Annotated in this window: 18 protein-coding genes; 12 read left to right on the forward strand and 6 right to left on the reverse strand. The window is 72.0% G+C overall.

Annotated features, from left to right (window positions below; all coding sequences use genetic code 11):
- Nucleotides 1-81: 81 nt before the first annotated feature.
- Both ureG and IU476_RS33250 read left to right on the forward strand, forming a co-directional pair.
- Nucleotides 82-807 (forward strand): urease accessory protein UreG, encoded by a 726-nt coding sequence (ureG, locus tag IU476_RS33245; RefSeq protein ID WP_195106286.1) that lies wholly within the window; start codon nucleotides 82-84, stop codon nucleotides 805-807.
- Nucleotides 797-1,462: an urease accessory protein UreD gene (locus IU476_RS33250; protein WP_195106287.1), complete on the forward strand. Its 666-nt coding sequence runs from the start codon at nucleotides 797-799 to the stop codon at nucleotides 1,460-1,462. The genes ureG and IU476_RS33250 overlap by 11 nt, the downstream gene beginning before the upstream one ends.
- A gap of 754 nt (nucleotides 1,463-2,216) precedes the next feature.
- On the opposite strand, the gene IU476_RS33255 is transcribed toward IU476_RS33250, so the two are convergent.
- The 3 genes from IU476_RS33255 to IU476_RS33265 form a co-directional block, all read right to left on the reverse strand.
- A complete protein-coding gene (locus tag IU476_RS33255) occupies nucleotides 2,217-2,948 on the reverse strand; it encodes a hypothetical protein (RefSeq protein ID WP_324194526.1) in 732 nt (243 codons plus the stop codon).
- A gap of 359 nt (nucleotides 2,949-3,307) precedes the next feature.
- Nucleotides 3,308-4,717: an NAD(P)/FAD-dependent oxidoreductase gene (locus IU476_RS33260; protein WP_195106289.1), complete on the reverse strand. Its 1,410-nt coding sequence runs from the start codon at nucleotides 4,715-4,717 to the stop codon at nucleotides 3,308-3,310.
- A gap of 63 nt (nucleotides 4,718-4,780) precedes the next feature.
- On the reverse strand, nucleotides 4,781-5,470 hold the full coding sequence (locus IU476_RS33265; RefSeq protein WP_195106290.1) for a TetR/AcrR family transcriptional regulator: 690 nt from the start codon (nucleotides 5,468-5,470) through the stop codon (nucleotides 4,781-4,783).
- Between the two features lie 52 nt (nucleotides 5,471-5,522).
- Between IU476_RS33265 and IU476_RS33270 the strand changes: the two genes are divergently transcribed.
- A complete protein-coding gene (locus IU476_RS33270; RefSeq protein WP_195106291.1) occupies nucleotides 5,523-6,986 on the forward strand; it encodes a cytochrome P450 in 1,464 nt (487 codons plus the stop codon).
- 7 nt (nucleotides 6,987-6,993) lie between these two features.
- Here the strand turns inward: IU476_RS33270 and IU476_RS33275 are convergent, their stop codons facing one another.
- Together IU476_RS33275 and IU476_RS33280 are read right to left on the reverse strand one after the other, a co-directional pair.
- Nucleotides 6,994-7,863, reverse strand: coding sequence for a serine hydrolase (locus tag IU476_RS33275; protein WP_324194527.1), 870 nt, complete (start codon nucleotides 7,861-7,863; stop codon nucleotides 6,994-6,996).
- A gap of 96 nt (nucleotides 7,864-7,959) precedes the next feature.
- Nucleotides 7,960-8,166: a hypothetical protein gene (locus IU476_RS33280; RefSeq protein ID WP_195106292.1), complete on the reverse strand. Its 207-nt coding sequence runs from the start codon at nucleotides 8,164-8,166 to the stop codon at nucleotides 7,960-7,962.
- A gap of 365 nt (nucleotides 8,167-8,531) precedes the next feature.
- Between IU476_RS33280 and recC the strand changes: the two genes are divergently transcribed.
- The 6 genes from recC (at nucleotide 8,532) to IU476_RS33310 (ending at nucleotide 21,936) form a co-directional block, all read left to right on the forward strand.
- Nucleotides 8,532-11,987, forward strand: a complete 3,456-nt coding sequence (recC, locus tag IU476_RS33285; protein WP_195106293.1) for an exodeoxyribonuclease V subunit gamma — start codon at nucleotides 8,532-8,534, stop codon at nucleotides 11,985-11,987.
- The gene (locus IU476_RS33290; RefSeq protein ID WP_195106294.1) at nucleotides 11,984-15,619 is read left to right on the forward strand and encodes a UvrD-helicase domain-containing protein; all 3,636 of its coding nucleotides are present in this window, start codon (nucleotides 11,984-11,986) and stop codon (nucleotides 15,617-15,619) included. The genes recC and IU476_RS33290 overlap by 4 nt, the downstream gene beginning before the upstream one ends.
- Nucleotides 15,620-15,746: 127 nt before the next feature.
- Entirely contained in the window at nucleotides 15,747-17,624 is a 1,878-nt protein-coding gene (gene recD / locus IU476_RS33295; protein WP_195106295.1) for an exodeoxyribonuclease V subunit alpha, read from the forward strand.
- Between the two features lie 100 nt (nucleotides 17,625-17,724).
- Nucleotides 17,725-19,230 carry a flavin-containing monooxygenase gene (locus IU476_RS33300; RefSeq protein ID WP_195106296.1) on the forward strand — a complete coding sequence of 502 codons (1,506 nt, stop codon included), beginning with the start codon at nucleotides 17,725-17,727 and terminating at the stop codon, nucleotides 19,228-19,230.
- A 253-nt stretch (nucleotides 19,231-19,483) separates the two neighbouring features.
- The gene (locus tag IU476_RS33305) at nucleotides 19,484-20,692 is read left to right on the forward strand and encodes a cytochrome P450 family protein (protein ID WP_324194528.1); all 1,209 of its coding nucleotides are present in this window, start codon (nucleotides 19,484-19,486) and stop codon (nucleotides 20,690-20,692) included.
- A gap of 11 nt (nucleotides 20,693-20,703) precedes the next feature.
- Nucleotides 20,704-21,936 (forward strand): cytochrome P450 family protein, encoded by a 1,233-nt coding sequence (locus IU476_RS33310; RefSeq protein WP_195106298.1) that lies wholly within the window; start codon nucleotides 20,704-20,706, stop codon nucleotides 21,934-21,936.
- 6 nt (nucleotides 21,937-21,942) lie between these two features.
- Here IU476_RS33310 and IU476_RS33315 read toward each other — a convergent pair whose 3' ends face one another.
- Nucleotides 21,943-22,641 (reverse strand): TetR/AcrR family transcriptional regulator, encoded by a 699-nt coding sequence (locus IU476_RS33315; protein WP_195106299.1) that lies wholly within the window; start codon nucleotides 22,639-22,641, stop codon nucleotides 21,943-21,945.
- A gap of 134 nt (nucleotides 22,642-22,775) precedes the next feature.
- Here IU476_RS33315 and IU476_RS33320 point away from each other — a divergent pair, with 134 nt between their 5' ends.
- The 3 genes from IU476_RS33320 to IU476_RS33330 all read left to right on the forward strand — a co-directional run bounded on the left by IU476_RS33320 (nucleotide 22,776) and on the right by IU476_RS33330 (nucleotide 25,834).
- On the forward strand, nucleotides 22,776-24,347 hold the full coding sequence (locus IU476_RS33320; protein ID WP_195106300.1) for a succinic semialdehyde dehydrogenase: 1,572 nt from the start codon (nucleotides 22,776-22,778) through the stop codon (nucleotides 24,345-24,347).
- A 32-nt stretch (nucleotides 24,348-24,379) separates the two neighbouring features.
- Nucleotides 24,380-25,207, forward strand: a complete 828-nt coding sequence (locus IU476_RS33325; RefSeq protein ID WP_195106301.1) for an SDR family NAD(P)-dependent oxidoreductase — start codon at nucleotides 24,380-24,382, stop codon at nucleotides 25,205-25,207.
- A gap of 111 nt (nucleotides 25,208-25,318) precedes the next feature.
- The gene (locus IU476_RS33330) at nucleotides 25,319-25,834 is read left to right on the forward strand and encodes a DUF4232 domain-containing protein (RefSeq protein WP_195106302.1); all 516 of its coding nucleotides are present in this window, start codon (nucleotides 25,319-25,321) and stop codon (nucleotides 25,832-25,834) included.
- Nucleotides 25,835-25,957 lie beyond the last annotated feature (123 nt).

Below are 25,957 nucleotides of genomic sequence, written 5' to 3' on the forward strand. Positions count from 1 at the left end.
ACGTGGCCGCGCGACGCGCCGACCGCCCGGGTAACACGTGGTTTACACGGGTCGGCCAGGATGAGGGGGAAAGGAGTGTCCATGCCCCCTCATCTGATCGACGGTGAACCGCACGACCACGCCCACGACCGGCCGCGGCGCACGCGCACCCCGGGCGAGCCGTTGCGGATCGGGATCGGCGGGCCGGTCGGGTCCGGCAAGACCGCGCTGGTGGCGGCGCTGTGCCGGGTGCTGCGCGCGGACCTGTCGCTGGCCGTGCTGACCAACGACATCTACACCACCGAGGACGCCGACTTCCTGCGCCGCCACGCCGTGCTCCCCGACGAGCGGATCACGGCCGTGCAGACCGGCGGCTGCCCGCACACCGCGATCCGCGACGACATCACCGCGAACCTCGACGCCATCGACGACCTGATCGAGGCCAACCCGCCGCTGGATCTGATCCTCGTCGAATCCGGTGGCGACAACCTGACCGCCACCTTCTCCTCCGGACTGATCGACGCCCAGATCTTCGTGGTCGACGTGGCGGGCGGCGACAAGGTGCCGCGCAAGGGCGGGCCGGGCGTCACCTTCTCCGATCTGCTGGTGATCAACAAGACCGATCTGGCGCCGATGGTCGGCGCGGATCTCGGTGTGATGGAACGGGATTCGGCGGCCGTGCGCGAGGGCCGCCCGTTCGTCTTCACGTCGCTGACCGAGGATCCGGCCGCCACGCCGGTGCTGGAGTGGGTGCGCGAACAGTTGCGGGCGGCGGCCGAGCAGGACGCCGCGGCGGCCGCCGACCCGAGCACCGCGCTTGCGCACTGAGCTGCTGATCCGCGCCCGCGCGGGCGCGTTGCCGCAGATCCGGGCCACCGGCGGGCTGGCCGCGCGCCGCACCGGCCCGGACGCGGTGCACCTGATCGGCACGGCCGCCACTCCGCTGGGCGGCGACGAACTCGACATCACCGTCGTGGTCGAGCCGGGCGCGCGGCTGCGGGTGCGCTCGGTGGCCGCCACCATCGCGCTGCCGGGACCGGCGACGCGGAAATCGCTGGCGCACTGGCATTTCGAGGTGGGGGCGGACGCCGAGCTGGATTTCGACCCGGAGCCCACCGTGGTGGCGGGCGGTGCCGAACACCGCGCGGTGACCACGGTGACGCTCGCCGCGGGCGCCCGGCTGCGGCTGCGCGAGCGCGTGCAGATCGGCCGCACGGGCGAGGATGCCGGCCACTGGCGCGGCGAGGTGAGCGCGGACGTCGATTCTCTCCCGCTGCTGCGGCACTGCTTGGAACTCGGCGGTGGGTCCGCCACGGACGACGCCCTGTCCGCCGCCCGCGCTCTCTCCAGCATTCTCACTTACCCTGACGAAAAACCCGCGCACACAACAGGTCTCAATGCGGCACTACTGCCGCTCGCGGCTGGCGGCTCGCTCTACACCTGGTCCGGCCGCCGACTCGCGGGCGAGCGCACCGAACCTTGAGCCAGCTCGCCCACGTCATGGTTATGTGCAGCCGCAGCGATCCCGGGCGGCATCGCGTTCGAATATGAGCGCAACAGCGTCGAGCAACCCGCGGCCGATCCGGGACATGCTGCGGAGTTCAGCGCTCTATGGCGTCGCGAGGTGCCATCCGGTTGGCGCGTTTCGGGCGTCCGTGCTCATCGGTCGCGGTGCCGGGCGCGGGCGCACGCGGAGTCGGTGGCGGCTCGAAATGCGCGGACTCTGCCTCGGCTGTGTACTCGGTGCCCGGCGAGGTATGCGCGGTGCCCGGCTCGGCGGAGTGCTCGGTTCGCCGCTCGGAGGGTGCCGTTCCCGGTCCGGCGGATAGCCCGGTGGACTGTGGTGCATCCCTGCCGCGGCGATTGCCTCGCGTCAGCCGCAGGCTCAACAACCCGAGTAGCGCCAGAACCACTACCAGTGCGGCGAGCGCGGCGGCCCAGATCGATCCGTCCATCCGTCATCCCCTTCCGGAGGCGGGCATCGCATCGGACATCGTCGGCAATTGTGCCCGATCGGTGCGGGAGTTCGGGCGAGGTTGCTACAGGTGGAGCGGTTCGCGGGCGGGCTCGCCGTCTCGCAAGACGTGTGACCGAGCCGCTCGAGGACGACCGCGCAGCGTGCGAAACAAGCTCGAGCACAAGGCATTTCGTAGCGGCGGAGACGGGTGGACGATCGGTGGCGGGGCGGGAAGCGGACTTCGTCGGCCGTTTCCCGCCCCGTGGGCGTGTCGCGGCGGTCAGTCGCCGACGACGCGCGGTGGTGCGTTGAACGAGTTGACCGCGCCGACGGCCGCACCGGCCGCCGCGCCGATCGCCGCGGCCGGCACGGTGATGACACCCGCGCCGAACGCCGCGCCCATCGCCGGACCGGCGACGACACCGACCGGCATGAACGGCAGGCCGACCACCAGTCCGACCACACCGCCGACGAGCCCGGACGTGAGGGCGATCGGCGCTGCCGCCGCCGCACCCGCGACCGCGCCCACGGCGGCGGAACCGACGGTCTGACCCGCGATCCGGTCGGAACGGCTGCGTTCCATGCCGACCGAGTCGAGGAAGGTCGCGAGATTGGCCTCGGCCTGGGCGGCATTGTCGTTGATCTGGATGGCCTGCTCGCGGTCCATCCACGCGGGCGCGTCGATCTGGACGTCGCCGAACCGGAACTTGCCCGGCGGCGGCGCGATCGGCGGCACCGGCGCGACCGGCACCGGCGGGTGCAGCAACCCGACCGGGGCCAGGTACTTCTTGTCCGGCATCGTCCGCGCGTCCTGCAGCGAGGTGAGCGTGCTGCCGGGGATGTTCAGACCTTCGTAGGGCTGCACGTTCGGCGCTTCGGCGGCGGGCCACTGCCTGGGCGCCTGATCCTGCTGCGCCGCCTGGGCCGGCTCGGAAGGTGCGGCTTCGGCGGTCCCCGTGCCGACGACCGCCAGCACTAGGGGGATCGCGCCCGCCGCGACGGCGTTGCCCACCCGGTGACGATGCGAATTCGGCGCTCTGTGTTTGCCTGCGGCCATAGCGACCTTTCTCCCGGGGAATATCGACGTTCGACATTCGGATCCGCCGGGCCGGTGGATTGGTCGAATCGGCGACACGCCGAAACCGGCGCTATAGCTGATTATTAGCTGAAATTCGGTCGAAACGCCCAGGCGAAAAGCGAAGGGCCGGAGTCAAAGGTGTCGGCTCCGACCCTCGCCCTCTGTCGATCACCAGCCGATTGCTGGACCGGAAATATCGGTCGCCCCGCCAACCTGTGCAGCGTGGTACTCCGGCGTGTCGCTTACTGCCGCACAATCATCCGCACCGAATGCTTCGGGAGTTGCGACGTTCGTCAGGCCTCGCGCCCGACCGCCGTCGCGCCCTTGCCGCCCAGCTCCGCGCGCACCTCGCGCCCGTCCTCGTCGTTGCCGTTCATCGCCTCCAGGGCCAGTCGCGCGAACACCCACTGCTCGGTGGCGGCCATCTGCCCGCGGTTGCGCCCGATGAACGCCACGAACCACTGGAAGACGGTGATGGCGCGGCTGCGATAGCCGATCAGGTAGTAGAGGTGCAGCACCAGCCAGATGAGCCAGGCGAGGAAGCCGCCGAACTCGAGCTTCCCGATCTGGCACACCGCGTTGTACCGCGACACCGTGGCCATGCTGCCCTTGTTGAAGTACTTGAACGGCTTGCGTTGCGCGGGAGTCTGTTTGCCGCCCAGCTCGGCCTTGATCTGCTTGGCGGCGTACGTCGCGCCCTGGATCGCGCCCTGCGCCTGGCCGGGCACGTTCGGCACCGACATCAGGTCGCCGACGACGAAGACGTTGGGGTAGCCCTTGACCGTCAGGTCCGGCTCGACGATCACCCGCCCGGCCCGGTCCACCTCGGTGCCCTCGGACTGCTGCGCGACGAGCTTGCCCAGCCCGCTGGCCGCCACACCGGCCGACCACACCTTGCACGCGGCCTCGATGCGGCGCTCGCTGCCGTCCTTGTCCTTCACCGTGACGCCGCGCGCGTCGACACCGGTGACCATGGCGTTGAGCTGGATCTCCACGCCCATCTTCTCCAGTCGCCGCTGCGCCTTCCCGCCCAGCTTCGGCCCCATCGGTGCGAGCACCGCCCCGGCGCCCTCGAGCAGGATGACCCGGGCGTCGCGCGGATCGATGTTGCGGAAGGTGCCCACGAGGGTGCGATCGGCGAGTTCGGCGATCTGTCCGGCCAATTCGACGCCGGTGGGCCCCGCGCCGACCACCACGAAGGTCATGAACCGGTCGCGTGCCTCCTGCGTCTTGGCCAGCTCCGCCTCCTCGAACGAGCCGAGGATGCGGGCGCGCAGTTCCAGCGCGTCGTCGATGGTCTTCATGCCGGGCGCGTAGGTGGCGAACTGGTCGTTACCGAAGTACGACTGCTGCGCGCCCGTCGCGACGATCAGACTGTCGAACGAGGTGACGGTGTCCTCGTTCAGCAGCTCCGAGGTGACGGTGCGGTTCTTCAGGTCGATGTCGTGCACCTCGCCCAGGATGACCTGCACGTTCTTGTACTTGCGCAGGACCAGCCGGGTCGCCGGCGCGATCTCGCCGGTGGACAGGATGCCCGTGGCCACCTGGTAGAGCAGCGGCTGGAACAGGTGGGTGGACGTCTTCGAAATCAGCACGACGTCGACGTCGGCGTGCTTGAGATGCTTGCACGCGAACAAGCCGCCGAAGCCGGATCCGATCACCACCACGCGGTGGCGCCGGTTCGCGACAGTCTCGGTAGTCATCTCGCTCCTCGCCGGGCGTACGGTTTTGCGACAGCCTTACGGTAGTCGGCTACCCACGGGCAGTCACGATGAACTCCCGTTGTCGGCGAGTCCTCGGGCGGCGGCCAGCTCGTCGACGGAGATCGGCCCGACCAGCCGTTCGCCGCCGACCCCGGCCATCGTCGGCCACAGGAACGCCGCGAGCCGATCGATGAACTCCTCGCGCGAGAGCGCCGGGTCCTGGGCCCAGGCCTCCGCCGACATCAGGATCGCGCCGACGGTCGCGGTCGCCCAGATCCGCGCGGGCGCGGGATCGGCGTCGAGGCGGCGCAGGATGACGTCGAAAACCGCGGTGGCCCAATCGGATACGCGGGTGAAGAAGGGGCGGTGCTCGGTGTCGCCGCTGTCCAGGCGCTGCATCATCACGTGGTGCAGGTTCGGGTTCTCCTCGACGAAGTCGCACATCAGCCGCACCAGCGCGCGCAGCAGCGGCTGCGCGCGCAGCGGCTGGGCCAGCACGGCGTCGGCGGCGGTGATGATGCCCTCCATGTGCCGCTGCGCGAGGGCGTCGATCAGCGCGGACAGATCCGGGAAGACCGCGTACACGGCGGTGCGCGCGTAGCCGGCCTCGGCGGCGACCTGTGCGATCGTCATGTGCGTGCCGGCGTGCGCGATCACCCGCTCGGCGGCGTCGAGGATCTCCGCTCGCCGCCGGTCCGGGTCGCGCGGCGGCCCCGGCGGACGGCCGCGCGGCCGCGATGTGTCCCTTGTCACAGCCCCTACTCTACCGGTAATGTACGAGGTGTACTTTATAGGAGGGCTTGCCATGGTCAGCGTCGACTCGCGTGCACATCCCGCCGAACGGGAGAACCTCGGCTTCATCGAAATCCCGGACCGGCACCCGATCGACCGCGCGCTGCGCCGCCTGCCGGTGCGCGAGCAGACCCTGGCCACGCCGCCGCGCGGCACCGGGCACCGAGCGGTGCGCGGCGATGTCGGCCTGCCCTACCTCGGTCGCTCGCTGCAATACCTGCGCTGGGGCCCGGCCGAGATGCTGGACCGCTACCACCGCTACGGCCCGATCAGCTACAACCGCTCGCTGGGCGTGGACCGGGTGCTGGTGGCCGGGCCGCAGGCCGTCGACGAGGTACTGGGCAAGCGCCGCAACGACTTCGGACAGGGCTGGGACCATCTGATCGGCTCGTTCTTCCGGCGCGGACTTCTGCTGCTGGAGTTCTCCGAGCACATGTTCCATCGGCGGATCATGCAGCAGGCGTTCACTCGCGAACGCCTCGAAACGCACCTGGCCGCGCTCGCCCCGGCCGTCGACACCGCGATCGGGCGCTGGGCGCACGCCGGCGCGCGGCGGCTGCGGCTGTATCCGACGGTCAAGGACATGACCCTCGACCTCGCGGCCGAGACGTTCATGGGCGTGCGCACCGGCCCCGAGCGGGACCGGCTGGCCCGGGCGTTCCTCGACTGCACGCACGCGCCGCTGGCGGTGGTGCGGCTGCCCGTGCCCGGCAGCGCGTGGCGGGCCGGGCTGCGCGGGCGCAAGGTGCTCGAGGAGTACTTCACCCGGATGCTGCCGGACAAGCGCCGGTCGGGCGGCGCGGACTTCTTCTCCGCGCTGTGCCACGCCCGCACCGAGGACGGCGCGACATTCTCCGACGCCGACGTGGTCAACCACATGATCTTCCTGATCATGGCCGCACACGACACCACGACCACCACCGCCACCGCGGTCGCCTACTACCTGGGCCGGCATCCGGAGTGGCAGCAGCGCGTCCGCGCCGAGGCGCTGGCGCTGCGCGAACGGCTCGGCGACGCGCCGCCCGCCATCGGCGACCTGGACGACCTGCCCACCCTGGACCTGGTGATCCGCGAGAGCCTGCGGCTGGTGCCGCCGGTGCCGGGGCTGGTGCGGCGGGCGGTGCGCGACACCGAGATCGCGGGGCACTACGTCCCGGCGGGCACCCACCTCGACGTCGCCTACGCGGTCAACCACTACCTGCCCGAATTGTGGACGCACCCGGCGCGTTTCGATCCGGAGCGGTTTTCCCCGGAACGGCGCGAGGACAAGTCGCACCGGCTGGCCTGGATGCCGTTCGGCGCGGGCGCGCACAAGTGCATCGGCATGCACTTCGGCGTGCTGGAGGTGAAGGTGATCCTGGCCGCCATGGTGCGCGACTACGAGTGGCGAATCCCCGACGACTACCTGATGCCGTGGGGATTCACCACCATCCCGTTCCCGCGCGACGGCGCGCCGATGCTGCTGCGCCGGCGGTGACCCCGGGTCAGCGGAACAGGAGTTCGGCCACGTGGGTGGTGGTCTGCTCGCCCTCGGTGTAGCCGCCCTGCCCGGCGACGTCGTTCATGATCGCCAGCGTGAAGCGCTCGTCGGGCCCGGCGAAGCCGACCGAGTTGACCACCCAGCCGCCCTGCTCGTCGGACCAGCCGTTCTTCAGGCCCGGCTGCATGTCCGCGCCCGCGCCCCACACGCCCCAGTGCTGGTTGGTGTCCACCTTGCGCATGCGGTCGACCAGGTAGGCGCGGTCGTCGGGGTGCATGGTGTCGAGCGCGTTGTTCATGACGCGGTCCAGGTCGGCGGGGGAGCACTGCAGGAAGCCCCAGTCCGGGAACGGGTGGCCGCCGGTCGGCTGCGGGGTCAGGCCGGTCATGCCGTTGGCGCGGAAGGCGTTGACGAAGGCCATCCGGTCGGGGCCCGCGTACTTGTTCCACAGGAAGTCCGCGGCGCTGTCGTTGGAGGTGGCCAGCATGGACTCCAGCTGGTTGCGGTCCTCGGGGGTCAGCACGATGGCGCCGACGCGGGCGCGGTTGATCAGGTCCTCGGCGATCGCGAGCTTGATCGTCGAGGCGGTCCAGAACAGCGAATCCGCGTTGCCGTTGCTGTACACCTTGCCGGTAACCCGGTCGCGCACAACGTAACCCGTGGTGCCGGGGCGGCCGGCGAGGTAGGCGTCGACGGCGGCGATGCGGCCGGCGATATTGCAGTCGCCGGCGCAGCTCTGGTGGGTGGGCAGCGCCGAGGCGGGGGCGGACTGCAGGACGGGGGCACCCGCGATCAGTACGGCGGCGACGGCACAGGCACCGGCGGCCATGCGGGTGGGACGAGTGGCGCTCGAGGCGGCGCGGGGATAACGCACGGTGAGCCACAATAGCCATCGTGGTGCGCGTCTCGCACGTCTTGAGGTCTGGAACGGGTTGTGCTAGGCGATTCGATCGTTGCGGCGCATCGCTTTTCAGCGGAAAGCGGCCAGCAGTTCCTCGACGCTGCGGCCGTTGAGCCGGTAGCAGTGCTCGAAGGCCTCGGTGTGCTGATCGCGCGGCCAGGTGTGCAGCACGGCGGTGCGGCCGTAGTGGCGCGAGTTGACCAGTTCCCAGCGCTCGCCGACCCGGCGGACCGTGAAACCGGCTCTGGGCAGCAGGGGAATCACTGTCGCAGACATGAACCGAACCAGCCTTTCGCTACCGCTCTCCCGTAACCTCCCCGCCGAGCACTGTGGCACATCGCGGGGCGGCATCCGAGCTGACACGCGGTGCGAATCGCGGCCATCGTCGCCGGTGCGGCGTGGTGGGTGGATTCGATTGTGTTGCTGGAAATTTGGTGCATCTCGGGCGTCTCGGTCAATGGCGTGGTCAAGGGCTCGCGGGCGAGTAGCCGGTAGGGGACCGCACGGTATGTGCGCGGAAGTCCGAGTCGCATCGGGGGATCGGGCCCGCGGGTTTGTAGGATCGGCCAGCGACAGGCAACCACGGGGCATCCGGGCGGGGCGGAGCGGGGACGGCACCGGCGAGCGGAGAAAGGCGGCCGATGGCGCTGCACATCCACCGGGCCGAGCGTGCGGACACGCTCGCCGGTGCGCTGGCCGCGCTGCTGGCCGAGCCCCTGGACGATCCGTTCGCGGCCGAGGTGGTGGCGGTGCCGGCCAAGGGCGTGGAGCGCTGGCTGAACCAGCGGCTGTCCGGGGTGCTGGGCGCGGTCGCGGGGGACGGCGTGTCGGCGAACATCGCCTATCCGGCGCCGGCCGCGCTGGTGGCCGGCGCGCTGGCGGGGGCGACGGGGATCGCGGCCGACGACGATCCGTGGGCGCCGGACCGGGCGGTCTGGGCGCTGCTGCGGGTGATCGACGCCGCCGTCGGCGAGCCGTGGTGCGCGGTGCTCGCGCGGCATCTGGGCGCGGAGGCGGCCGGGAGCAGCCACCGGTCGGGTCGCAGGTTCGCGACCGCCGCGCGGATCGCCGCCCTGTTCGACGGCTACGCGACCCAGCGGCCCACCCTCGTCACGGACTGGGCCGCGGGCTCGGACACCGACGGGTGCGGCGGCGCGCTCCCCGAAGACCTCCGCTGGCAGCCCGAACTGTGGCGCCGCCTCCGCGCCGAACTCGCCACCCCGAGCCCCGCCGAGCGCCTGGCCACCGCCTGCGCCCGCCTGCGCTCCGAACCGACGGTCGTCGACCTGCCCCACCGCCTCTCCCTGTTCGGGGTGACCCGCCTCACCGCCGACCAACTCGCCGTTCTCTCCGCCCTGGGCGAGGGCCGCGACGTTCACCTGTGGCTGGTCCACCCCAGCCCGGGCATGTGGGCCGCCCTGGCCCGAAACCCCGCCACCCGCAACGGCTCTCCGGCACCGCCCGCGGCCGTGACCGAATTGCCCGAGGACGCTGCGCGGGTCGCCCACGCCGGTGTCGGTGAGAACGGCGCGCTGCCTGCCGCTCCGGCTCGGGGTCGGGACGACAGTGCGCTGGTGGTGGCGCATCCGTTGCTGGCGGGGCTCGGGCGGGATGTGCGGGAGTTGCAGCTGCGGTTGGCGGCGTTGGGGGAGGTCGTCGATACCCACCATGCCGACGAAGGCGGAAAACGTTCGGGGACTGCGCTTTCGGAGTTGCAGGGGGCGATTCGGGAGGATGCGTGGCCGCCGCGGGAGGTGACGGCGGCCGACGGGTCGGTGCAGGTGCACGCGTGTCACGGTCCCGCGCGGCAGGTGGAGGTGTTGCGGGACGTGTTGCTGGGGGCGTTCGCGGCCGATCCGACGCTGGAGCCGCGCGACGTGGTGGTGATGTGCCCCGATGTCGAGAACTACGCGCCGCTGGTGCGCGCGGCGTTCGGGCAGGCCGGGGCCGAAACAGGCGGGCGCGCCGCGCATCCGGCGCACGGGCTGCGGGTGCGGTTGGCCGATCGGTCGCAGGGCGCGGCCAATCCGGTGCTGGCCGTGCTGGAGGGTCTGCTCGGGATGGCCGACGGGCGGGTCACCGTGACCCAGGTGCTGGATCTCGCTGCGGCCGAACCGGTCCGGCTGCGGTGCGGCTTCGACGACGACGACATCGAGCGGCTGCGCGAGTGGGCCGCCGAGACCGGCGCGCGCTGGGGGATCGGGCAGCGGCAGCGCCAGGCGTTCGGACTCGGGGACTTCGCGCAGAACACCCTCAACGCCGCCGTCGACCGCATCCTGCTCGGCGTCGCGGCCGGCGAATCCTCCGAGGACTGGCTGGATCTCGCGCTCCCCTTGGAAGACGTGGACTCCGGCGACGTGGACCTGGCGGGCCGCTTCGCCGAGTTCACCGACCGCCTCGCGGTGTGCGTGCGCGACCTGCGCGGACCGACTCCCGCCGAACCCGCCGGGTCCCAGCGCCCGGCGCACGAGTGGGCGCAGGTGCTGGTGCGGGCGCTGGATCTGCTCACCGACGTCACCTACGCGCAGACCTGGCAGGCCGTGCAGGCCCGCCGCGAGCTGACCGCGGCGCTCGAGCACGCGGGCGCTGTTCCGTTGCGGCTCACCGACATCGCCGCGCTGCTGCGGTCGCGCCTGGCCGGCCGCGGCAACCGCGCCAACTTCCGCACCGGCGAGCTGACGGTGTGCACACCCGCACCGCTGCGGTCGGTGCCGCACCGCGTGGTGGTGCTGCTCGGCCTCGACGACGACGTCTTCCCCCGCCCCGGCGGCATCGACGGCGACGACGTGGCCGCCCGCGCTCCCCGCGTCGGCGAGCGCGACTTGCGCAGCGAGGACCGGCAGCTGCTGCTGGACGCCATCATGGCGGCCGGTGAGCGGCTGATACTGCTGCACACCGGCGCAGACCCCGTGACGGGCGCGTACCGGCCTCCGGCCATCCCGGTCGCCGAACTGCTGGATGTGCTGCGCGCGCACGTCGGCGGGCTGGACGGCGTGGTGACCCGGCATCCGCTGCAGCCCTTCGACAGTCGCAATTTCGACCCGGCGCGGCCGTTCAGCTTCGACACGGTGGCCTTGGCGGGCGCGCGGGCGGCGGCAAGCCCCGCGCGCGAGCGCAAAGCGTTCCTGCCCGGCCCGCTGCCCGCCGCCGCGCGCACGGATGTCGAACTGGCGGAGCTGGTTTCGTTCGTCGAGCACCCGGTGCGCGCGTTCCTGTGGCAGCGGCTGGGCATCCGGGTGCCGGAGGAACAAGAGGAGATCGACGAGCGGCTCCCGATCGAACTCGACGGCCTCACCAAGTGGAACATGGGCGAGCGCATGCTGTCCGCCCGGCTGACCGGCGCCGATCCCGCGGCGCTGCGCGCGGCCGAGTGGCGGCGCGGCACCCTGCCCGCGTTCGGCCTGGGCGCCGCGGTGCTGACCGAGGTCGAGGGCACCGTGGACCGCCTGGTGCGGGTGGCGCGGCCGTTGCACGAAGTACCTTCGCGCACCATTGATGTCGCGGTCGACCTGGGCGACGGGCGGCTGCTCAGCGGGACGGTTCCCGACGTGCACGACGACGCGCTGGTCCGCACCACGTTCTCCCGGCTCGCCCCGAAACACCGGGTCGCGGCGTGGGTGCGAGTGCTCGCGCTGGCGGCCACCGAACGCAATCAGAGCTGGCGCGCGGTCACCATCGGCCGGGGCAAGTTCGGTCGGCCCGCCTGGCGATCCACCCTCGCCGCCCCCAATGCGGCTGCGGCGCAAGCGATCCTGCGCGACCTGGCCGACCTGCGCGACGCGGGACTGGCCGAGCCGCTGCCGATCACGCCGACCGCCTCCGCGGTGTACGCCGAGCGCCGCTGCCAGGGCGCGAGTCTCGAGGACGCCCGGCTCGCCGCCGACCAGGAATTCCTCGGCGGACCCAACGGGCCCAAGGCGTTCGGCGACCACACCGACCGCTACCTGCGCTACGTCTGGGGCCCCGCGCCGCGCCTCGAACACCTGGAAACCCCGCTGCCCGAACCGGATCCGGCGGGGGAGACCACCCGCTTCGGCGCCCTGGCCCGCCGCCTCTGGAACCCGTTGCTGGCCACCGAATCCCAGGGACAGCCATGACCGACGAACTGTTCTCCCTCACCGACCTCGAGCCCACCCCTCGCCGGCGCCCCCGCACCGCCCCCCACCTGCACGAGGAACCGACCCCCACCGAAACAGCCGACCTGTTCGACCTCCCCACCGCCCCGAACCTTCCGCCCACGCACCCACAGTCCCCCGAATCGACTCCCGAGTCTCCGGAGAGCGCACCGGACGCCGAGCCTGCTCCCGACTCCGCTGCCCCGGGATCGCAGCAGGCCGAATCGCTCCCTGACTCCATTGCCCCGCGCGGTCTGGAGCCGGTCCCCGGCGTCGACGCGACGACCGACGACCGCTCAGTGGCGAACGGTGTCGGCATGGGGGAGCGGTTCGAGCTGTGCGGGCCGCTGCCGCAGGGCACCACGGTGCTCGAGGCGAGTGCGGGGACGGGGAAGACGTACGCGATCGTGGGGCTGGCCGTGCGGTTCGTGGCCGAGGCGGGAGTGGATGTCTCGCAGCTGCTGCTGGTGACATTCAGCCGGGCGGCGACGCAGGAGTTGCGGGAGCGGACGCGGGACAAGTTCGTGGCGGTGGCGGCGGCGCTGGCCGATCCGGCCGCGGCCCGCGAGAGTACGGACGAGGTGGTGCGCCACCTGGCGCAGGCGGAGGCGGCCGAGGTCGCGCGGCGGCGGACCCGGCTGCTGGCGGCGCTGTCGGACTTCGACTCCGGCACCATCGCCACCACGCACAGCTTCTGCCAGCGGATGCTGGACGAACTCGGGCTGGCCGGGGAACGCGATCCGCGGGTGCGGCTGGTGGAGACCGTCGACGACCTCGTCGCCACGGTCGCCGACGACCTCTACCTGGCCCGCTACGCCCGCACCGGACCGCCGTTCTCGGTGAAGGAGGCGCACCAGCTGGCCGCCGCCGCGGTCCAGGACCGGCACGCGCGGCTGGTGCCCGACGAGGAGCTCGGCGACCACCCGGCGGCCGAGCGCGTCGCTTTCGCCGCGGCCGTGCGCGCGGAAACCGAACGGCGCAAACGTATCTCGGGCCTGCGCGACTTCGACGACCTGCTGGTGCTGCTGCACGAGGTGCTCGCCGACCCGGCGCACGGCGAGCGCGCCTGCCGCCGCATCCGCGACCGGTACCGGGTCGCGCTGGTCGACGAATTCCAGGACACCGACCCCTTGCAGTGGGACATCCTGCGCCGCGCCTTCCACGGCCACGCCACGCTCGTACTGGTCGGCGACCCGAAGCAGGCCATCTACGCCTTCCGCGGCGCGGAGGTGCTCAGCTACCTGGACGCGGTGGCGCACGCCGACTCCCGCCGCGAACTCACCACCAACCGCCGCAGCGACGCCGGACTGCTCGCCGCGCTGGAACACCTGATGGCCGGAGCGGCCCTGGGACACAAGGAGATCACCGTCTCCCCGGTGGCCGCGGTCCGCCCGCACACCCGGCTCTCCGGCACGGTCGAACCGCCGGTTCCGTTGCGAGTCCGGTGTTTTCCGCGCAGCGGCGCGGGGCCCCGCAACGGCGCGGGCTTCCCGGCCGTGGGCCGCCAGCGCACCCGGGTCGCCGAGGACGTGGCCGCCGACATCGCGCGACTGCTCGACTCCGGCGCCCACATCGACGAGAAGCCTTTGGGCCCCGGCGATATCGCGGTGCTGGTCCGGACCCGCGCGCAGATCGACGTGGTGCGCGCCGCCCTCGACAAGGTGGGCGTCGCGTCGGTGCTGGCCGGCGGCGCCAGTGTGTTCGGCACACAGAGCGCCGTCGACTGGCTGTGGCTGCTGCGCGCGCTGGAACAACCGCACCGTGCCGACCGGGTGCGGCTCGCCGCGAGCACCCCGCTGCTGGGCCTGTCCGCCGCCGACATCGACAGCGGCGGAGCGGATCTGGTGGGCCGCGCGAGCACCCAGCTGCGCGAGGCGGCCCGGCTGTTCGGCCGCGCGGGTTTCGCCGCGGTGTTCGAGAAGATCGCCGCCGAAACGGAATTGGCGCCCCGCCTGCTGGCCGAGGCCGGCGGCGAGCGGCAGCTCACCGACCTGCGCCACCTCGCCCAGCTGCTCGACCGGGTGGCGCTGCGCGAGTCGCTGGGCCTGACCGCCCTCACCCGCTGGCTGGCCGACCGGGTCCGCGACCCCGCCTCGGGCGCGGTCTCCGACCGCAGCCGCCGCCTGGACCGCGACGCCGCCGCCGTGCAGATCGCCACCGTGCACGCCAGCAAGGGCCTCGAATTCCCGGTCGTGTACCTGCCGTTCGCATGGGACAGCGCCAAGAACCCGAACCCGATGACGCTGCTGTTCCACGACGACGGCGACCGCGTCCTGGACGTCGGCGGACCCGAGGCGCCCGGCTACGGCGACCGCAAGCGCCGCAGCGACGCCGAGGAGGCCGGTGAGGAACTGCGGCTGCTGTACGTCGCGCTGACCCGGGCGCAATGTCAGGTCGTCGCCTGGTGGGCGCCCGCCTACGGCACCGCCTTCGCGCCCCTGCACCGGCTGATGCTGGGCCGCCTGCCCGGCAGCGCCGAGGTGCCGGGCAAGTGCGAGGTCGCCGCGGACGACGCTGTGCTGGAACAACTCTCGGCCTGGGCCGGATCGGCGGGCGCGGGCCTGATCGGCATCGAGCCGGTCGCGCGGATCCCGAAGGTCCGGCCGCGCTGGGACCGCGCCGACGCCGAGACCGGCGCGCTGGCCGCCGCCGTCTTCGACCGCGCCGTGGACCCCGACTGGCGGCGCACCTCGTATTCGGCGCTCACCGCGGGCGCCCACGACGCGCACGTGGTGCCCGAGGAGACACCCGGCGGCTCCGACGAACCCGAGACACCGGCCGACCTCGCCGTTCCCGACGCCGAATTCGCCACCGCCGCACCGTCGTTGATGAACGACCTGCCCTACGGCGCGGATTTCGGCACGCTGGTGCACGGCGTCCTGGAACTGGTCGACACCGACGCCCCCGACCTCGCCGCCGAGGTGCGGGCCCGCTGCGCGCACGCCGTCGCCGAGCTGATGGCCGACATCGACCCCGACGCGCTCGCCACCGCGCTGCTGGCGGTGCTGCACACGCCCCTCGACACCGGTTCGCTGGCCGCGATCTCGAACCGCGACCGGCTCAACGAGCTCGACTTCGAACTGCCCCTGGCCGGCGGCGACACCCCGCGGGCCGAGCGGATCACGGTGCGCGCCATCGCCGGACTGCTGCGCCGGCACCTGCCCGCCGACGATCCCTTCGCCGCCTACGCCGACCAGGTCGAGACCCTGGAGGACACCGTGCTGCGCGGCTACCTCACCGGCAGCATCGACGCCGTGCTGCGCGTGCCGGGCCCGCGCTTCGTGGTCGTGGACTACAAGACCAACCGCCTGGGCACCGAGAACCTCACCGTCGCCCACTACACCCGCGACCGCATGGCCGCGGAGATGACGCGCTCGCACTACCCGTTGCAGGCCATCCTGTATTCCGCTGCCCTGCACCGCTATCTGCGCTGGCGGCTGCCCGGCTACGACCCGGCCCGCCACCTCGGCGGCATCCGCTACCTGTTCGTGCGCGGCATGATCGGCCCCGACACCCCGCCCGGCTGCGGCGTCTTCGACTGGGACCCACCCGCCGCCCTGGTCGAGAACCTGTCCGCCCTGCTCGCGGGCGACCTGTCCGGAGCCGCGCCATGACCGGAAACTCAGCGTGCCGTGGCGATGTCCGATCCGGTCGGGCGGTGCCACTGCGCCGGAGCGCGCGGCCGGCCGACCGCACGGAAGTGCCGCAGCCACACCACCACAGCGCGCGGGAGGGCCGCAGGTGACCGCGATTCAATTGGCGCAGCGAGCCACCGGGCCGCTGCGCACGTTCAATGCCGCCGGTGTGCTGTCGGCCGCCGATGTGCACGTCGCGGTGCGGCTGGGGCGGTTGGGCCGCGAGGAGTCCGAGGTGGTGCTGCTGGCGGCGGCGCTGGCGGTGCGTGCGGTGCGGTCCGGGTCGGTGTGCCTGGAACTGCGGCGGATGCACGAGATCGGTGTCGACGGTGAGGGTTTCGACACCGGCGACCCCGACGCGATCGACCCCGCGACCCTGCCGTGGCCGGACGTGGACACCGTCCTGGCGGCGCTGCGGGCGAGCCCGTTGGTGCAGGGCAGCCCGGCCGGACCGCTGCGGCCGCTGCGCCTGGTCGAGCACGAGTCCACCGGTCCGCTGCTGTACCTGGACCGCTACTACCGGCAGGAGCAGATCATCCGCCGCGCGCTGACCGAGCGCGCGGCCGGGCACCCGATGATCGACCCGGAAACCGTTCGGCGGCAACTGGATCGGCTGTTCCCCGACACCGGCGGCCCTGGCGACCCGCCGGACCGCCAGCGCGTCGCGGCCGCACTGGCCGCCACCCACTGGACGGCGGTGGTGGCGGGCGGGCCGGGCACCGGCAAGACCCACACCATCGCCCGCATCCTGGCCCTGCTCGTCGCCCACCAGCAGGCGATCCCGGGCGCGCCCGCGCTGCGCATCGCGCTGGCCGCCCCGACCGGCAAAGCCGCCGCGCGCCTGCAGGAATCGGTGCGCGAGCAAGCGGGCGACCTCGAACTGCCCGAACTCACCGCCGCCACTCTCCATCGCCTGCTGGGTTGGCAGCGCGGCGGCGCGACCCGTTTCCGCCACCACGAGTTCAACCGGCTCCCGTACGACATCATCGTCGTCGACGAGACCTCCATGGTGTCGCTGACCATGATGAGCCGCCTGCTGCCCGCCGTGCGCCCCGACGCCCGGCTGGTCCTGGTCGGCGACCCGGACCAGCTCGCCTCCGTGGACGCGGGCGCGGTGCTGGCCGATCTGGTCGCCGGTCCCGTCGCGGCGGAGCCGAACCCGGTGCTCGAACAGATCCTCGGCGGCGCGGGCGCCGGCCACCCCGACGCGCTCACCGCCCGCGAACGAGAACGATTGCGCGGCGGCATAGTTCGCCTCACCCGCGGCCGCCGCTTCGGCGGGCGCATCGCCGATCTCGCGGTCGCGGTGCGCGCGGGCGACGCGGAGGCCGCGCTGGCGCTGCTGGCCGACGGCGGCGACGAACTGTCGCTGCAGGACCCCGACGACACCGCCGACGTGCGCGCCGACGTCGAACGTACGGCCCGGGACTCGACCGCCGCGGCCGAACTCGGCGACGCCGCGGCCGCCCTGGCGGCCATGGAATCGCATCGCCTGCTGTGCGCGCACCGGCAGGGCCGCTTCGGCGTGGAACGCTGGGACCGGCTGGCCGGCGGCTGGGTCGCGGCCGCGGGCATCGGCACCGAACCCGGTGCCGGGCACTGGTTTCCGGGCCAGCCGCTGCTGGTCACCGCCAACGATCACGAGGCCCGCATCTACAACGGCGACACCGGCGTCATCGTGCGCGCCGCCGACGGGTCGCTGCGCGCGGCGCTGCAGCGCGGCGCCGAACCGTATCTGGTGCACCCCACCCAGTTCCCCGGCGTCACCACCGTCTACGCCATGACCATCCACCGCAGCCAGGGCAGCCAGTACGGCACGGTCTCGGTGGTGCTGCCCGGCACCGAATCGACCCTGCTCACCCGCGAACTGCTCTACACCGCCATCACCCGCGCGCGCCGACACGTCCGCATCCTCGGCACCGAGGAGGCCATCCGGGCGGGCATCGCGCGCCGGGTGCTGCGCGCCAGCGGACTGCGAGCGTGACCGTATTTCCGGCCGCGAGAGGATTCGGAATCTGGCGCGCGGTGGTTAGGCTGGAACCCGACCCGGGTGAGGGGTCCTGTCCGACGAAGGATGCGCAGCCATGACCGGTACTCCTGAGCACGTGGGAGTGCTCATCGTCGGCGCCGGGCTGTCCGGGATCGGTGCGGCGGCGCACCTGCGGCGCGCCTTCCCGCGGCGCGACTACGCGATCCTCGAGGCCCGCGAGACCCTCGGCGGCACCTGGGACCTGTTCCGCTACCCGGGGATTCGCTCGGATTCGGACATGTTCACCCTCGGGTACCGGTTCCGGCCCTGGGTGGGGGACAAGGCCATCGCCGACGGCGCGTCGATCCTGTCCTACCTGCGCGACACCGCCGCGGAATACGGGGTGGATAGCCACATCCGGTACGGCCACCGGGTGCTGCGCGCGGACTGGTCGTCGGCCGACCAGCGCTGGACGGTCACCGTCGGGCGCTCGGATCCCGGCGACACCGTCACCCTCACCGCCGACTTCCTGTTCTGCTGCTCGGGCTACTACCGCTACGACCGCGGCTACCTGCCGGACCTGCCGGGCCTCGACCGCTTCGGCGGCACGGTGGTGCATCCGCAGCACTGGCCCGAGGACCTCGCGGTCGACGGGAAGCGCGTGGTGATCATCGGATCCGGCGCGACCGCGGTGACGCTCGGCCCGGCGCTGGCCGATCTCGGCGCGCACGTGACGCAGTTGCAGCGCTCACCCAGCTACATCCTGTCCGTCCCGGCGCGCGACGACTTCGCCGGCCGGGCCCGCCGGCTGCTGCCGCCGCGGGCCGTCTACGCCGTCGCCCGCGCCAAGAACATCGCGATGAGCACCGCCATCTACCAACTGTCGCAACGTTATCCGGACCGCATGCGGGCCTGGATCCGCGACCTGCAACGCCGCCGGCTCCCCGACGGCTACGACCTCGACACCCACCTCACCCCGCGCTACGACCCGTGGGACCAGCGCCTGTGCCTGGTGCCCGACGGCGACCTGTTCCGCGCCATCCGCAAGGGCCGGGTGGAACTGGTCACCGACCGCATCGAGGAATTCACCGCCACGGGCGTGCGCCTGGCGTCGGGCACCGTGCTGGACGCCGACGTCGTCGTCACCGCGACGGGCCTGGATCTGCTGATCTTCGGCGGCATCGAACTGAGCGTCGACGGCAAGCCGGTGGACGTCCCGAATGCCATGGCGTACAAGGCGATGATGCTGTCGGACGTGCCGAACTTCGCCTACGTCATCGGCTACACCAACGCCTCCTGGACGCTGAAGGCGGACCTGGTGTGCCAGTATGTCGTTCGCCTGCTGCGGTATCTGGACGCGCACGGCTACGCCAGCGCCACCCCGGTGCGGGACCCGGCCGTGGGCACCGCGCCGTTCCTGCCGAACTTCAGCTCCGGCTACGTGTTGCGCGCCGCCGACCGCCTGCCCGTCGCCGGTGACCGCCGGCCGTGGCGGCTGTCGATGAACTACCTGCGCGACATCCCCGCGTTCCGCTTCGGCAGAATCGCCGACGGGACACTGACATTCGCGCGCCGCCACGCGGCCGCGCCGCCGCTGACCCGCGCCGCCGGCGACCGATAGCGCCTCGGCATCGCCCGCGCCGCCGCGCGGTCCGGCGTGAGTTGCGAAGGGCCGCTGCGCAATCGAGAGAGAATTCGTCACACTGCTGCTAATCTGGAGCGGCCGTCCGGTTCTTCCGGTTGGTAACGCATAGTTGGTAAGCACAGCTTCGCACGGTCGTCTCCGTGCGGAGGGCGTTGTGCTGCAATGGTTGTGAGGTGAACACTTGGTGTCGTCCGGTCCGCGAACCGCCACGCCCGGAAGCTGCCCGGTAGTGGGGTCCCCCCTCGATTCCGACGGCCCGCGCACCCTGCTCGATACCCCGGAATTCGCCGCGGACCCGCACGCCTTCTACCGGTCCATGCGGGAGCGGTTCGGGTCCATGGTGCCGATCGAGCTCTCCCCGGGGGTCCCGGCCACGCTCGTCATCGGCTACCGCACGGCGCTGCAGATCCTCAACGACCCGGAGCACTTCCCGGCCGACCCGCGGCACTGGCAGGACTCCGTGCCCGAGGACTGCCCCGTGCGGCCGATGCTGCAGTGGTATCCCAACGCCCTGCGCAACTCCGGCACCGTGCACACCCGCTACCGGCAGGCCTACAGCGCGGCCATCGACGGGATCGACCTGCACGCGCTGCACGCGACGGTGGAGTCGATCGCGGTCCCGCTGATCAACACCTTCTGCGCGGACGGCTCGGCGGATCTGTTGTCGCAGTACGCGTTTCCGCTGGTGTTCGAGGCGCTCAACCGCATCGTCGGCTGCTCGGCCGACATCGGCGAGCGGGTCGCGACCGGCATGGCCGCGCTGTTCGACACGGTGAACGCGGCCTGGGGCATGCAGCACCTGTCCGAGGCGCTGATGGAGCTGATCCAGCTGCGCCGCGCCGAGCCCGGCGACGACGTCACCTCGCGGCTGGCCCACCACGCGGCCGAACTCACCGACGAGGAGATGCTCTACAACCTGATCAGCTTCTACGGCGCCGGACTCGAGCCGATGCAGAACCTGATCACCAACACGCTGCTGCTGATGCTCACCGACGACCGGTTCGGCGGCGGCGTGCTCGGCGGCAGCATGTCCACCCGCGACGCGCTCGACGAGGTGCTGTTCAACGACCCGCCGATGGCGAACTTCTCGGTCACCTATCCGCGGCAGCCGATCCTGATCGACAACGTGTGGCTGCCCGCGCACCGCCCCGTCGTGATCAGTCTCGCGGGCTGCAACAACGATCCGGCCATCGCCGGCGGCGACCGCACCGGCAACCGCTCGCACCTGGCGTGGAGCGCCGGCCCGCACGCCTGCCCCGCGCGCTCGGTGGCCTACCTGATCGCCCAGGACGCGATCGACCAGCTCCTCGACGCACTCCCCGAACTCGAGCTGTCCGGCTCGCGGGCCGACATCACCTGGCGGCCGGGGCCGTTCCACCGCGCCATGGCGGCGTTACCGGTCCGCTTCCCGGCATCCCCTCCGTTGAATCTGGTGTAAGGAGATCTCCGATGGCGCACGATCCGATAGTCCTGGACCTGGCCGGTACCGACATCCAGGCCGAATCGGCGCGGATCCGCGAGCGCGGGCCGGTGGCCGAGGTGGTGCTGCCCGGCGGCGTGCCGGCGTGGTCGGTCACCGATCAGACGGTGCTGCGCGGCCTGCTGGCCGATCCGCGGGTGTCGAAGGATCCGCGGCAGCACTGGACGGCGTTCATCGACGGCGAGATCACCGAATCCTGGCCGCTGCTGCCGTGGGTGGCGGTGGACAGCATGTTCACCGCCTACGGCAAGGACCACCGGCGGCTGCGCAAGCTGGTGTCGCCGGCGTTCACCCACCGCCGCACCACCGCGCTGCGGCCGCGGATCGAGGAGCTCATCGCCGACCTGCTCGACGACCTGGCGGCCACCCCGCCCGGTGAGATCGCGGACCTGCGCACCCGCTACGCCTACCCGGTGCCGATCCGCGTGATCACCGAATTGATGGGCGTGCCGGAGCATCTCGGCCCGCCGATGCACACCTGCGTGGACGGCTTCTTCGACACCTCGTTCACCCCCGAGCAGGCCCAGGCCAACTACCTCGAAATGTTCCGGCTGGTCAGCGAACTCGTCGCGTACCGGCGCGAGCGGCCCGGCGACGACATCACCAGCGTGCTGATCACCACCCGCGCCGAGGACGACGGGTCGCAGCTGACCGAGAAGGAACTCGTCGACACGCTGATGCTGGTCATCAACGCCGGGCACGAGACCACGGTCAACCTGCTCGACCAGGCCATCTTCGCGCTGCTGACCCATCCCGAGCAGCGCGCCGCGGTGCTCTCCGGCGAGGTGCCGTGGTCGGATCTGGTGGAGGAGACGCTGCGCTACCAGGCGCCGGTCGCGCACCTGCCACTGCGCTACGCGGTGGAGGACATCGACATCGACGGCGGCTACCGAATCCCCAAGGGGCAGGCCATTCTCGCCTCCTACGCGGGGGCCAGCCGCGACCCGAAGATCCACGGCCCGAGCACCGACGAATTCGACGTGCGGCGCAAGACCAAGGACCAGCACGTGGCCTTCGGCTACGGCGCGCACCACTGCCTCGGCGCGCCGCTGGCCCGGCTGGAGGCGACCATCGCGCTGCCGGCGCTGTTCGAGCGCTTCCCGCGGCTGCGTTTCGCCAAGGACCCGGCCTCGCTCCCGCCGGTCGCCAGTTTCATCTCCAACGGGCACGCCGAACTGCCGGTGTACCTGGACGGCGAGTAGCCGCGCTCAGCCGGCCGGCTCGAAGATCCCGGGAATCGTCAGCGCCCGCTCCACGTCTTCGCGCCGGCCGAGCGTGACCAGCACGCTGCGGATCATCGTCAGCCGGGCCGCGGCCACCTCGCCGGGCGCGGGCTCGCCCCCCGGCGCGGCGGCCGCCGACACCCGGTACACCACGAATTCGCACACCTGCAGCGCCGTGTCCAGGTCCAGCGGGCTGGGCAGCGGCCGTCCGAGGTCGCCGAATTTGGCGCGGACCGCCGCGCGGATATCATCGAAGGCCTCCTCGCGATAGGTCGACACCGGGGAGCCGGGATCGTGCAGCTCGGCGAACACCGGGCGCAGCATCGGGCCGTGGCCGCGCGCCCAGTCCAGGTAGGCGTCGATGAGACCGATGCCCAACTGCACCGGCTCGTCGGAATTCTCCAGTGCCGCGCGGATGCCGCCGACCAAGCCCTCGTTGGAGGCGGTGAGCAACACGTGCAGCGGCGCTTCCGCATTGCCGAAATACCGGTAGAACGTCGGCCGGGCGATACCCGCCCGCTCGATGATGCGCGCGACGCTGAGCCCGCGCGAACCGTGGTCGGTGAACACCGCGGCGGTGGCCAGCACGATCCGGGCCCGCACCTCGTCGGCCTGCTCCCGCGTCTGCGGCGGCCGGCCGCGGCGGGCCGGGCTGTGCGTCGTGCCCGCGGCGTCGCGCCCCATTGTGACTCCTCCCGGCTCGATGACCGGTGCTTGACAACGCGCGCCCGGACCGGATTAATCTAACACCAGTGTTACGCTAACACTGGTGTTCAACTAATTCGTTGGGCATGTTCCGCCGATCGAGAGGGCCGACGATGACGACCGCCCCGCAGCTCGCACCCGCCGACGCGCTCCCGGAGCCGCTGGTCCGGACACTGCTCGCGCACGCGAAGGCCGGCGGCGCGCCCGCGGTCGAGGTGTTCGCCCCGGCGACCGGGCGCAAGATCGCCGATCTCCCGCAGTCGTCCACCGCCGATATCGAGGCGGCGTTCGTGGCGGCCCGCCGGGCGCAGCGCGAGTGGGCGCGGGTGCCGGTGCGCGAGCGCGCCGCGGTGCTGCGCCGCTTCCACGACCTGGTGCTGGCCGAGCAGGACACCATCCTGGACATCGTGCAGCTCGAGACCGGCAAGTCGCGGGTGCACGCCTTCGACGAGGTCGGTGACGTCGCGGTCAACGCGCGCTACTACGCGGCCGCGGCCGAGAAGCTGCTGGCGCCGCGGTCGGCGCGCGGCGTGCTGCCGGTGCTGACCAAGGTGGAGGTGCGGCATCGGCCCAAGGGCGTGGTCGCGGTGATCTCGCCGTGGAACTACCCGCTCGCGCTGGCGGCCTCCGACGCGCTGCCCGCGCTGATCGCGGGCAACGCGGTCGTCGCGCGGCCGGACAACCAGACCGCACTGACCGCGCTGTGGGCCGTCGACGCCGCCGAGCGCGCGGGCCTGCCGAAGGGACTGTGGCAGGCCGTATTGGGGCGCGGTTCGGTCATCGGCGGCGAGGTGATCGGCCGCGCCGACTTCGTCGACTACACCGGTTCCAGCGCGACCGGCCGCACCATCGCCCGGCAGGCGGGGGAGCGGCTGATCGGCTACTCCCTCGAGCTGGGCGGCAAGAACCCGCTGCTGGTGCTCGCCGACGCCGACGTGTCGGCGGCGGCCAAGATCGCCGTGCGGGCCTGCTTCGCCTCGGCCGGGCAGCTGTGCGAATCGATCGAGCGCATCTACGTGCACGACCGCGTCTACGACCGGTTCGTCGCCGAATTCGCCGGGCACACTCGGAAATTGGCGCTCGGGTCGGCGCTGGACTACTCCTACCAGATCGGCTCGCTGACCTTCCCGCGTCAGCTCGACACCGTCACGGCGCACGTCGAGGACGCGGTGGCCAAGGGCGCGACCGTGCTCGCGGGCGGCCGCGCGCGGCCCGACCTGGGCCCCTACTTCTACGAGCCGACCATCCTTGAAGGTGTGCGGCCCGGGATGACGGTGTACCGGGAGGAGACGTTCGGGCCCGTGGTGTCGGTGTACCGCGTGCACAGCGACGACGAGGCGGTCGAGCAGGCCAACGACACCGCCTACGGCCTCAATGCCAGTGTGTGGAGCCGCGATACGGACCGGGCCCGCGAGATCGCCGCCCGCGTCCACGCCGGGTCGGTCAACGTGAACGAGGGCTTCATCGCGGCCTGGGGCAGCGTCGCCGCGCCCTCCGGCGGCCTGGGCATCTCCGGCGGCGGCCGCCGGCACGGTCCCGAGGGGCTGCTGAAGTACATCGACACCCAGACCATCGCCGTGCAGCGGGGGCTGCCGATCGCGCCGCTGCCCGGCATGTCCGAGGCGGTGTGGGCCAAGACGCTCACGCTGTACTTCGGCGTGATGAAAGCGCTGCGGCAGCGATGATCCGGATGCGCGGGACAGCGGAAGGGACGGATATGGATACGGTCGCCGGACGGAAGGTGCTGATCACCGGTGCCGCGATGGGCCTGGGCCGGTCCTTCGCCGAACGCGCGGTGCGGGAGCGGGCCGCCGACGTGGTGCTGTGGGACGTGAACGAGCGAGCGCTGAAGGAGACGGCCGCCGAACTCGCGACGCCGGACGGACCCCGCATTCACCACTACGTGGTCGACGTGTCGGACGCGCAGGCCATCGCCGCGGCGGGCGCGTCGGTGCGGGCCGAGGTCGGCGACATCGACGTGCTGATCAACAACGCGGGCATCGTGCGCGGCAACGGCTACTTCTGGGAGACCCGCGACCGCGCCGACATCGAGAAGACGGTGGCGATCAATTCCCTTGCGCCCATGTACGTCACGCTGGAATTCCTGCCCGCGATGGTGGCCGGCCGGACGCCCGCGCGCGTCCTCACCATCGCCTCGTCGGCGGCGCTGGTGGCCAATCCGCGGATGAGCGTCTACGCCGGGTCGAAATGGGCGGCGCTGGGCTGGTCGGATTCGGTGCGGCTGGAACTCGAGCAGTCCGGCAACGAGCACGTCAAGGTCACCACATTCTGCCCGACCTACATCAACACCGGAATGTTCGAGGGCGCCAGGGGTTTCTGGTTCACCCCGATCATCGAACAGGACGAGGCGGTCGACACGGCCTGGGCTGAGATGAAGAAGGGCACCCCGCTGGTCGTGATGCCGTGGACCTCCCGGCTCAACCGCGCCATCTCCGGCCTGCTGCCGCTGAAGGTCCGCGACTTCTACCTGAACACCGTCGGCGTCTACCACTCGATGGACGAGTTCACCGGCCGCAAGGCCTGACGCCGCGCGGGCGGGGGAGCGGTGCCGACGCGCCGAGTGCCGTTCCCCGCGCGAGGGATTCGCCTAGGGTCGAGGGATCTATTCGAAGTTCGAAGTGTGTCGAAAGGAACCATGAACTCGACGACGAGGCGCTTGGCAGCAGTGACCGGCACCGGCGCGGCGGCCGTGGCCGCGCTGATCGTGCCGGCGGCGACCGGCTCCGCGCAGCCGCCGGTGTGCGCTGCCGAGACGCTGAACCTGAACATCCTGCAGCTCGACCCCCCGACCGAGGGCCAGAACCGGCTCACGGTGGTGCTGACCAACAAGTCGGCGCAAAGCTGTGTGGTGCAGGGCTTCCCGAGCGCCGAACTGGTGGGCCCGGAGGACCCCGCCTTCGGCCCCACCTACCAGCTACCCCGGCAGGAGGCCGGCTTCGCGCCGGTGCTCGTCGAACCGGGCGCCGCGGCGCGCAGCGAACTCACCTACCTCGCGGGCGGACCGGACGGCTGGGTGCCGGCCACCCTCGTCGTCACCCCGCCGGACACCACGACGCCGATGCGGGCCCCCTGGCCCGCGGGCCTGAGCGTGCAGCGCCAGGACGCCGCCACGCATCCCGGCACCTTCGTCGGGCCGCTGCGACCGGTCTAGGTCGTGTCTCCCAATAATTTGAGCCATTCGACGACCAGGGCCAGGACGAATCCGGCGCGGTAAGTGATTGCGAGCTTGTCGTAGCGCGTGGCCACCGCCCGCCAGTGCTTGGCCCTGTTGAAA

It is taken from the genome of Nocardia blacklockiae, assembly GCF_015477355.1.
Classification (GTDB): Bacteria; Actinomycetota; Actinomycetes; order Mycobacteriales; family Mycobacteriaceae; genus Nocardia; species Nocardia blacklockiae.

Bases quoted from the DNA above. Each gene is read 5' to 3' on its own strand.
- ureG (WP_195106286.1), top strand. From the start codon at position 82: ATGCCCCCTCATCTGATCGACGGTGAACCGCACGACCACGCCCACGAC.
- IU476_RS33260 (WP_195106289.1), bottom strand. From the start codon at position 4,717: ATGACTACCGAGACTGTCGCGAACCGGCGCCACCGCGTGGTGGTGATC.
- IU476_RS33270 (WP_195106291.1), top strand. From the start codon at position 5,523: ATGGTCAGCGTCGACTCGCGTGCACATCCCGCCGAACGGGAGAACCTC.
- IU476_RS33280 (WP_195106292.1), bottom strand. From the start codon at position 8,166: ATGTCTGCGACAGTGATTCCCCTGCTGCCCAGAGCCGGTTTCACGGTC.
- recC (WP_195106293.1), top strand. From the start codon at position 8,532: ATGGCGCTGCACATCCACCGGGCCGAGCGTGCGGACACGCTCGCCGGT.
- IU476_RS33290 (WP_195106294.1), top strand. From the start codon at position 11,984: ATGACCGACGAACTGTTCTCCCTCACCGACCTCGAGCCCACCCCTCGC.
- IU476_RS33300 (WP_195106296.1), top strand. From the start codon at position 17,725: ATGACCGGTACTCCTGAGCACGTGGGAGTGCTCATCGTCGGCGCCGGG.
- IU476_RS33310 (WP_195106298.1), top strand. From the start codon at position 20,704: ATGGCGCACGATCCGATAGTCCTGGACCTGGCCGGTACCGACATCCAG.
- IU476_RS33315 (WP_195106299.1), bottom strand. From the start codon at position 22,641: ATGGGGCGCGACGCCGCGGGCACGACGCACAGCCCGGCCCGCCGCGGC.
- IU476_RS33320 (WP_195106300.1), top strand. From the start codon at position 22,776: ATGACGACCGCCCCGCAGCTCGCACCCGCCGACGCGCTCCCGGAGCCG.
- IU476_RS33325 (WP_195106301.1), top strand. From the start codon at position 24,380: ATGGATACGGTCGCCGGACGGAAGGTGCTGATCACCGGTGCCGCGATG.
- IU476_RS33330 (WP_195106302.1), top strand. From the start codon at position 25,319: ATGAACTCGACGACGAGGCGCTTGGCAGCAGTGACCGGCACCGGCGCG.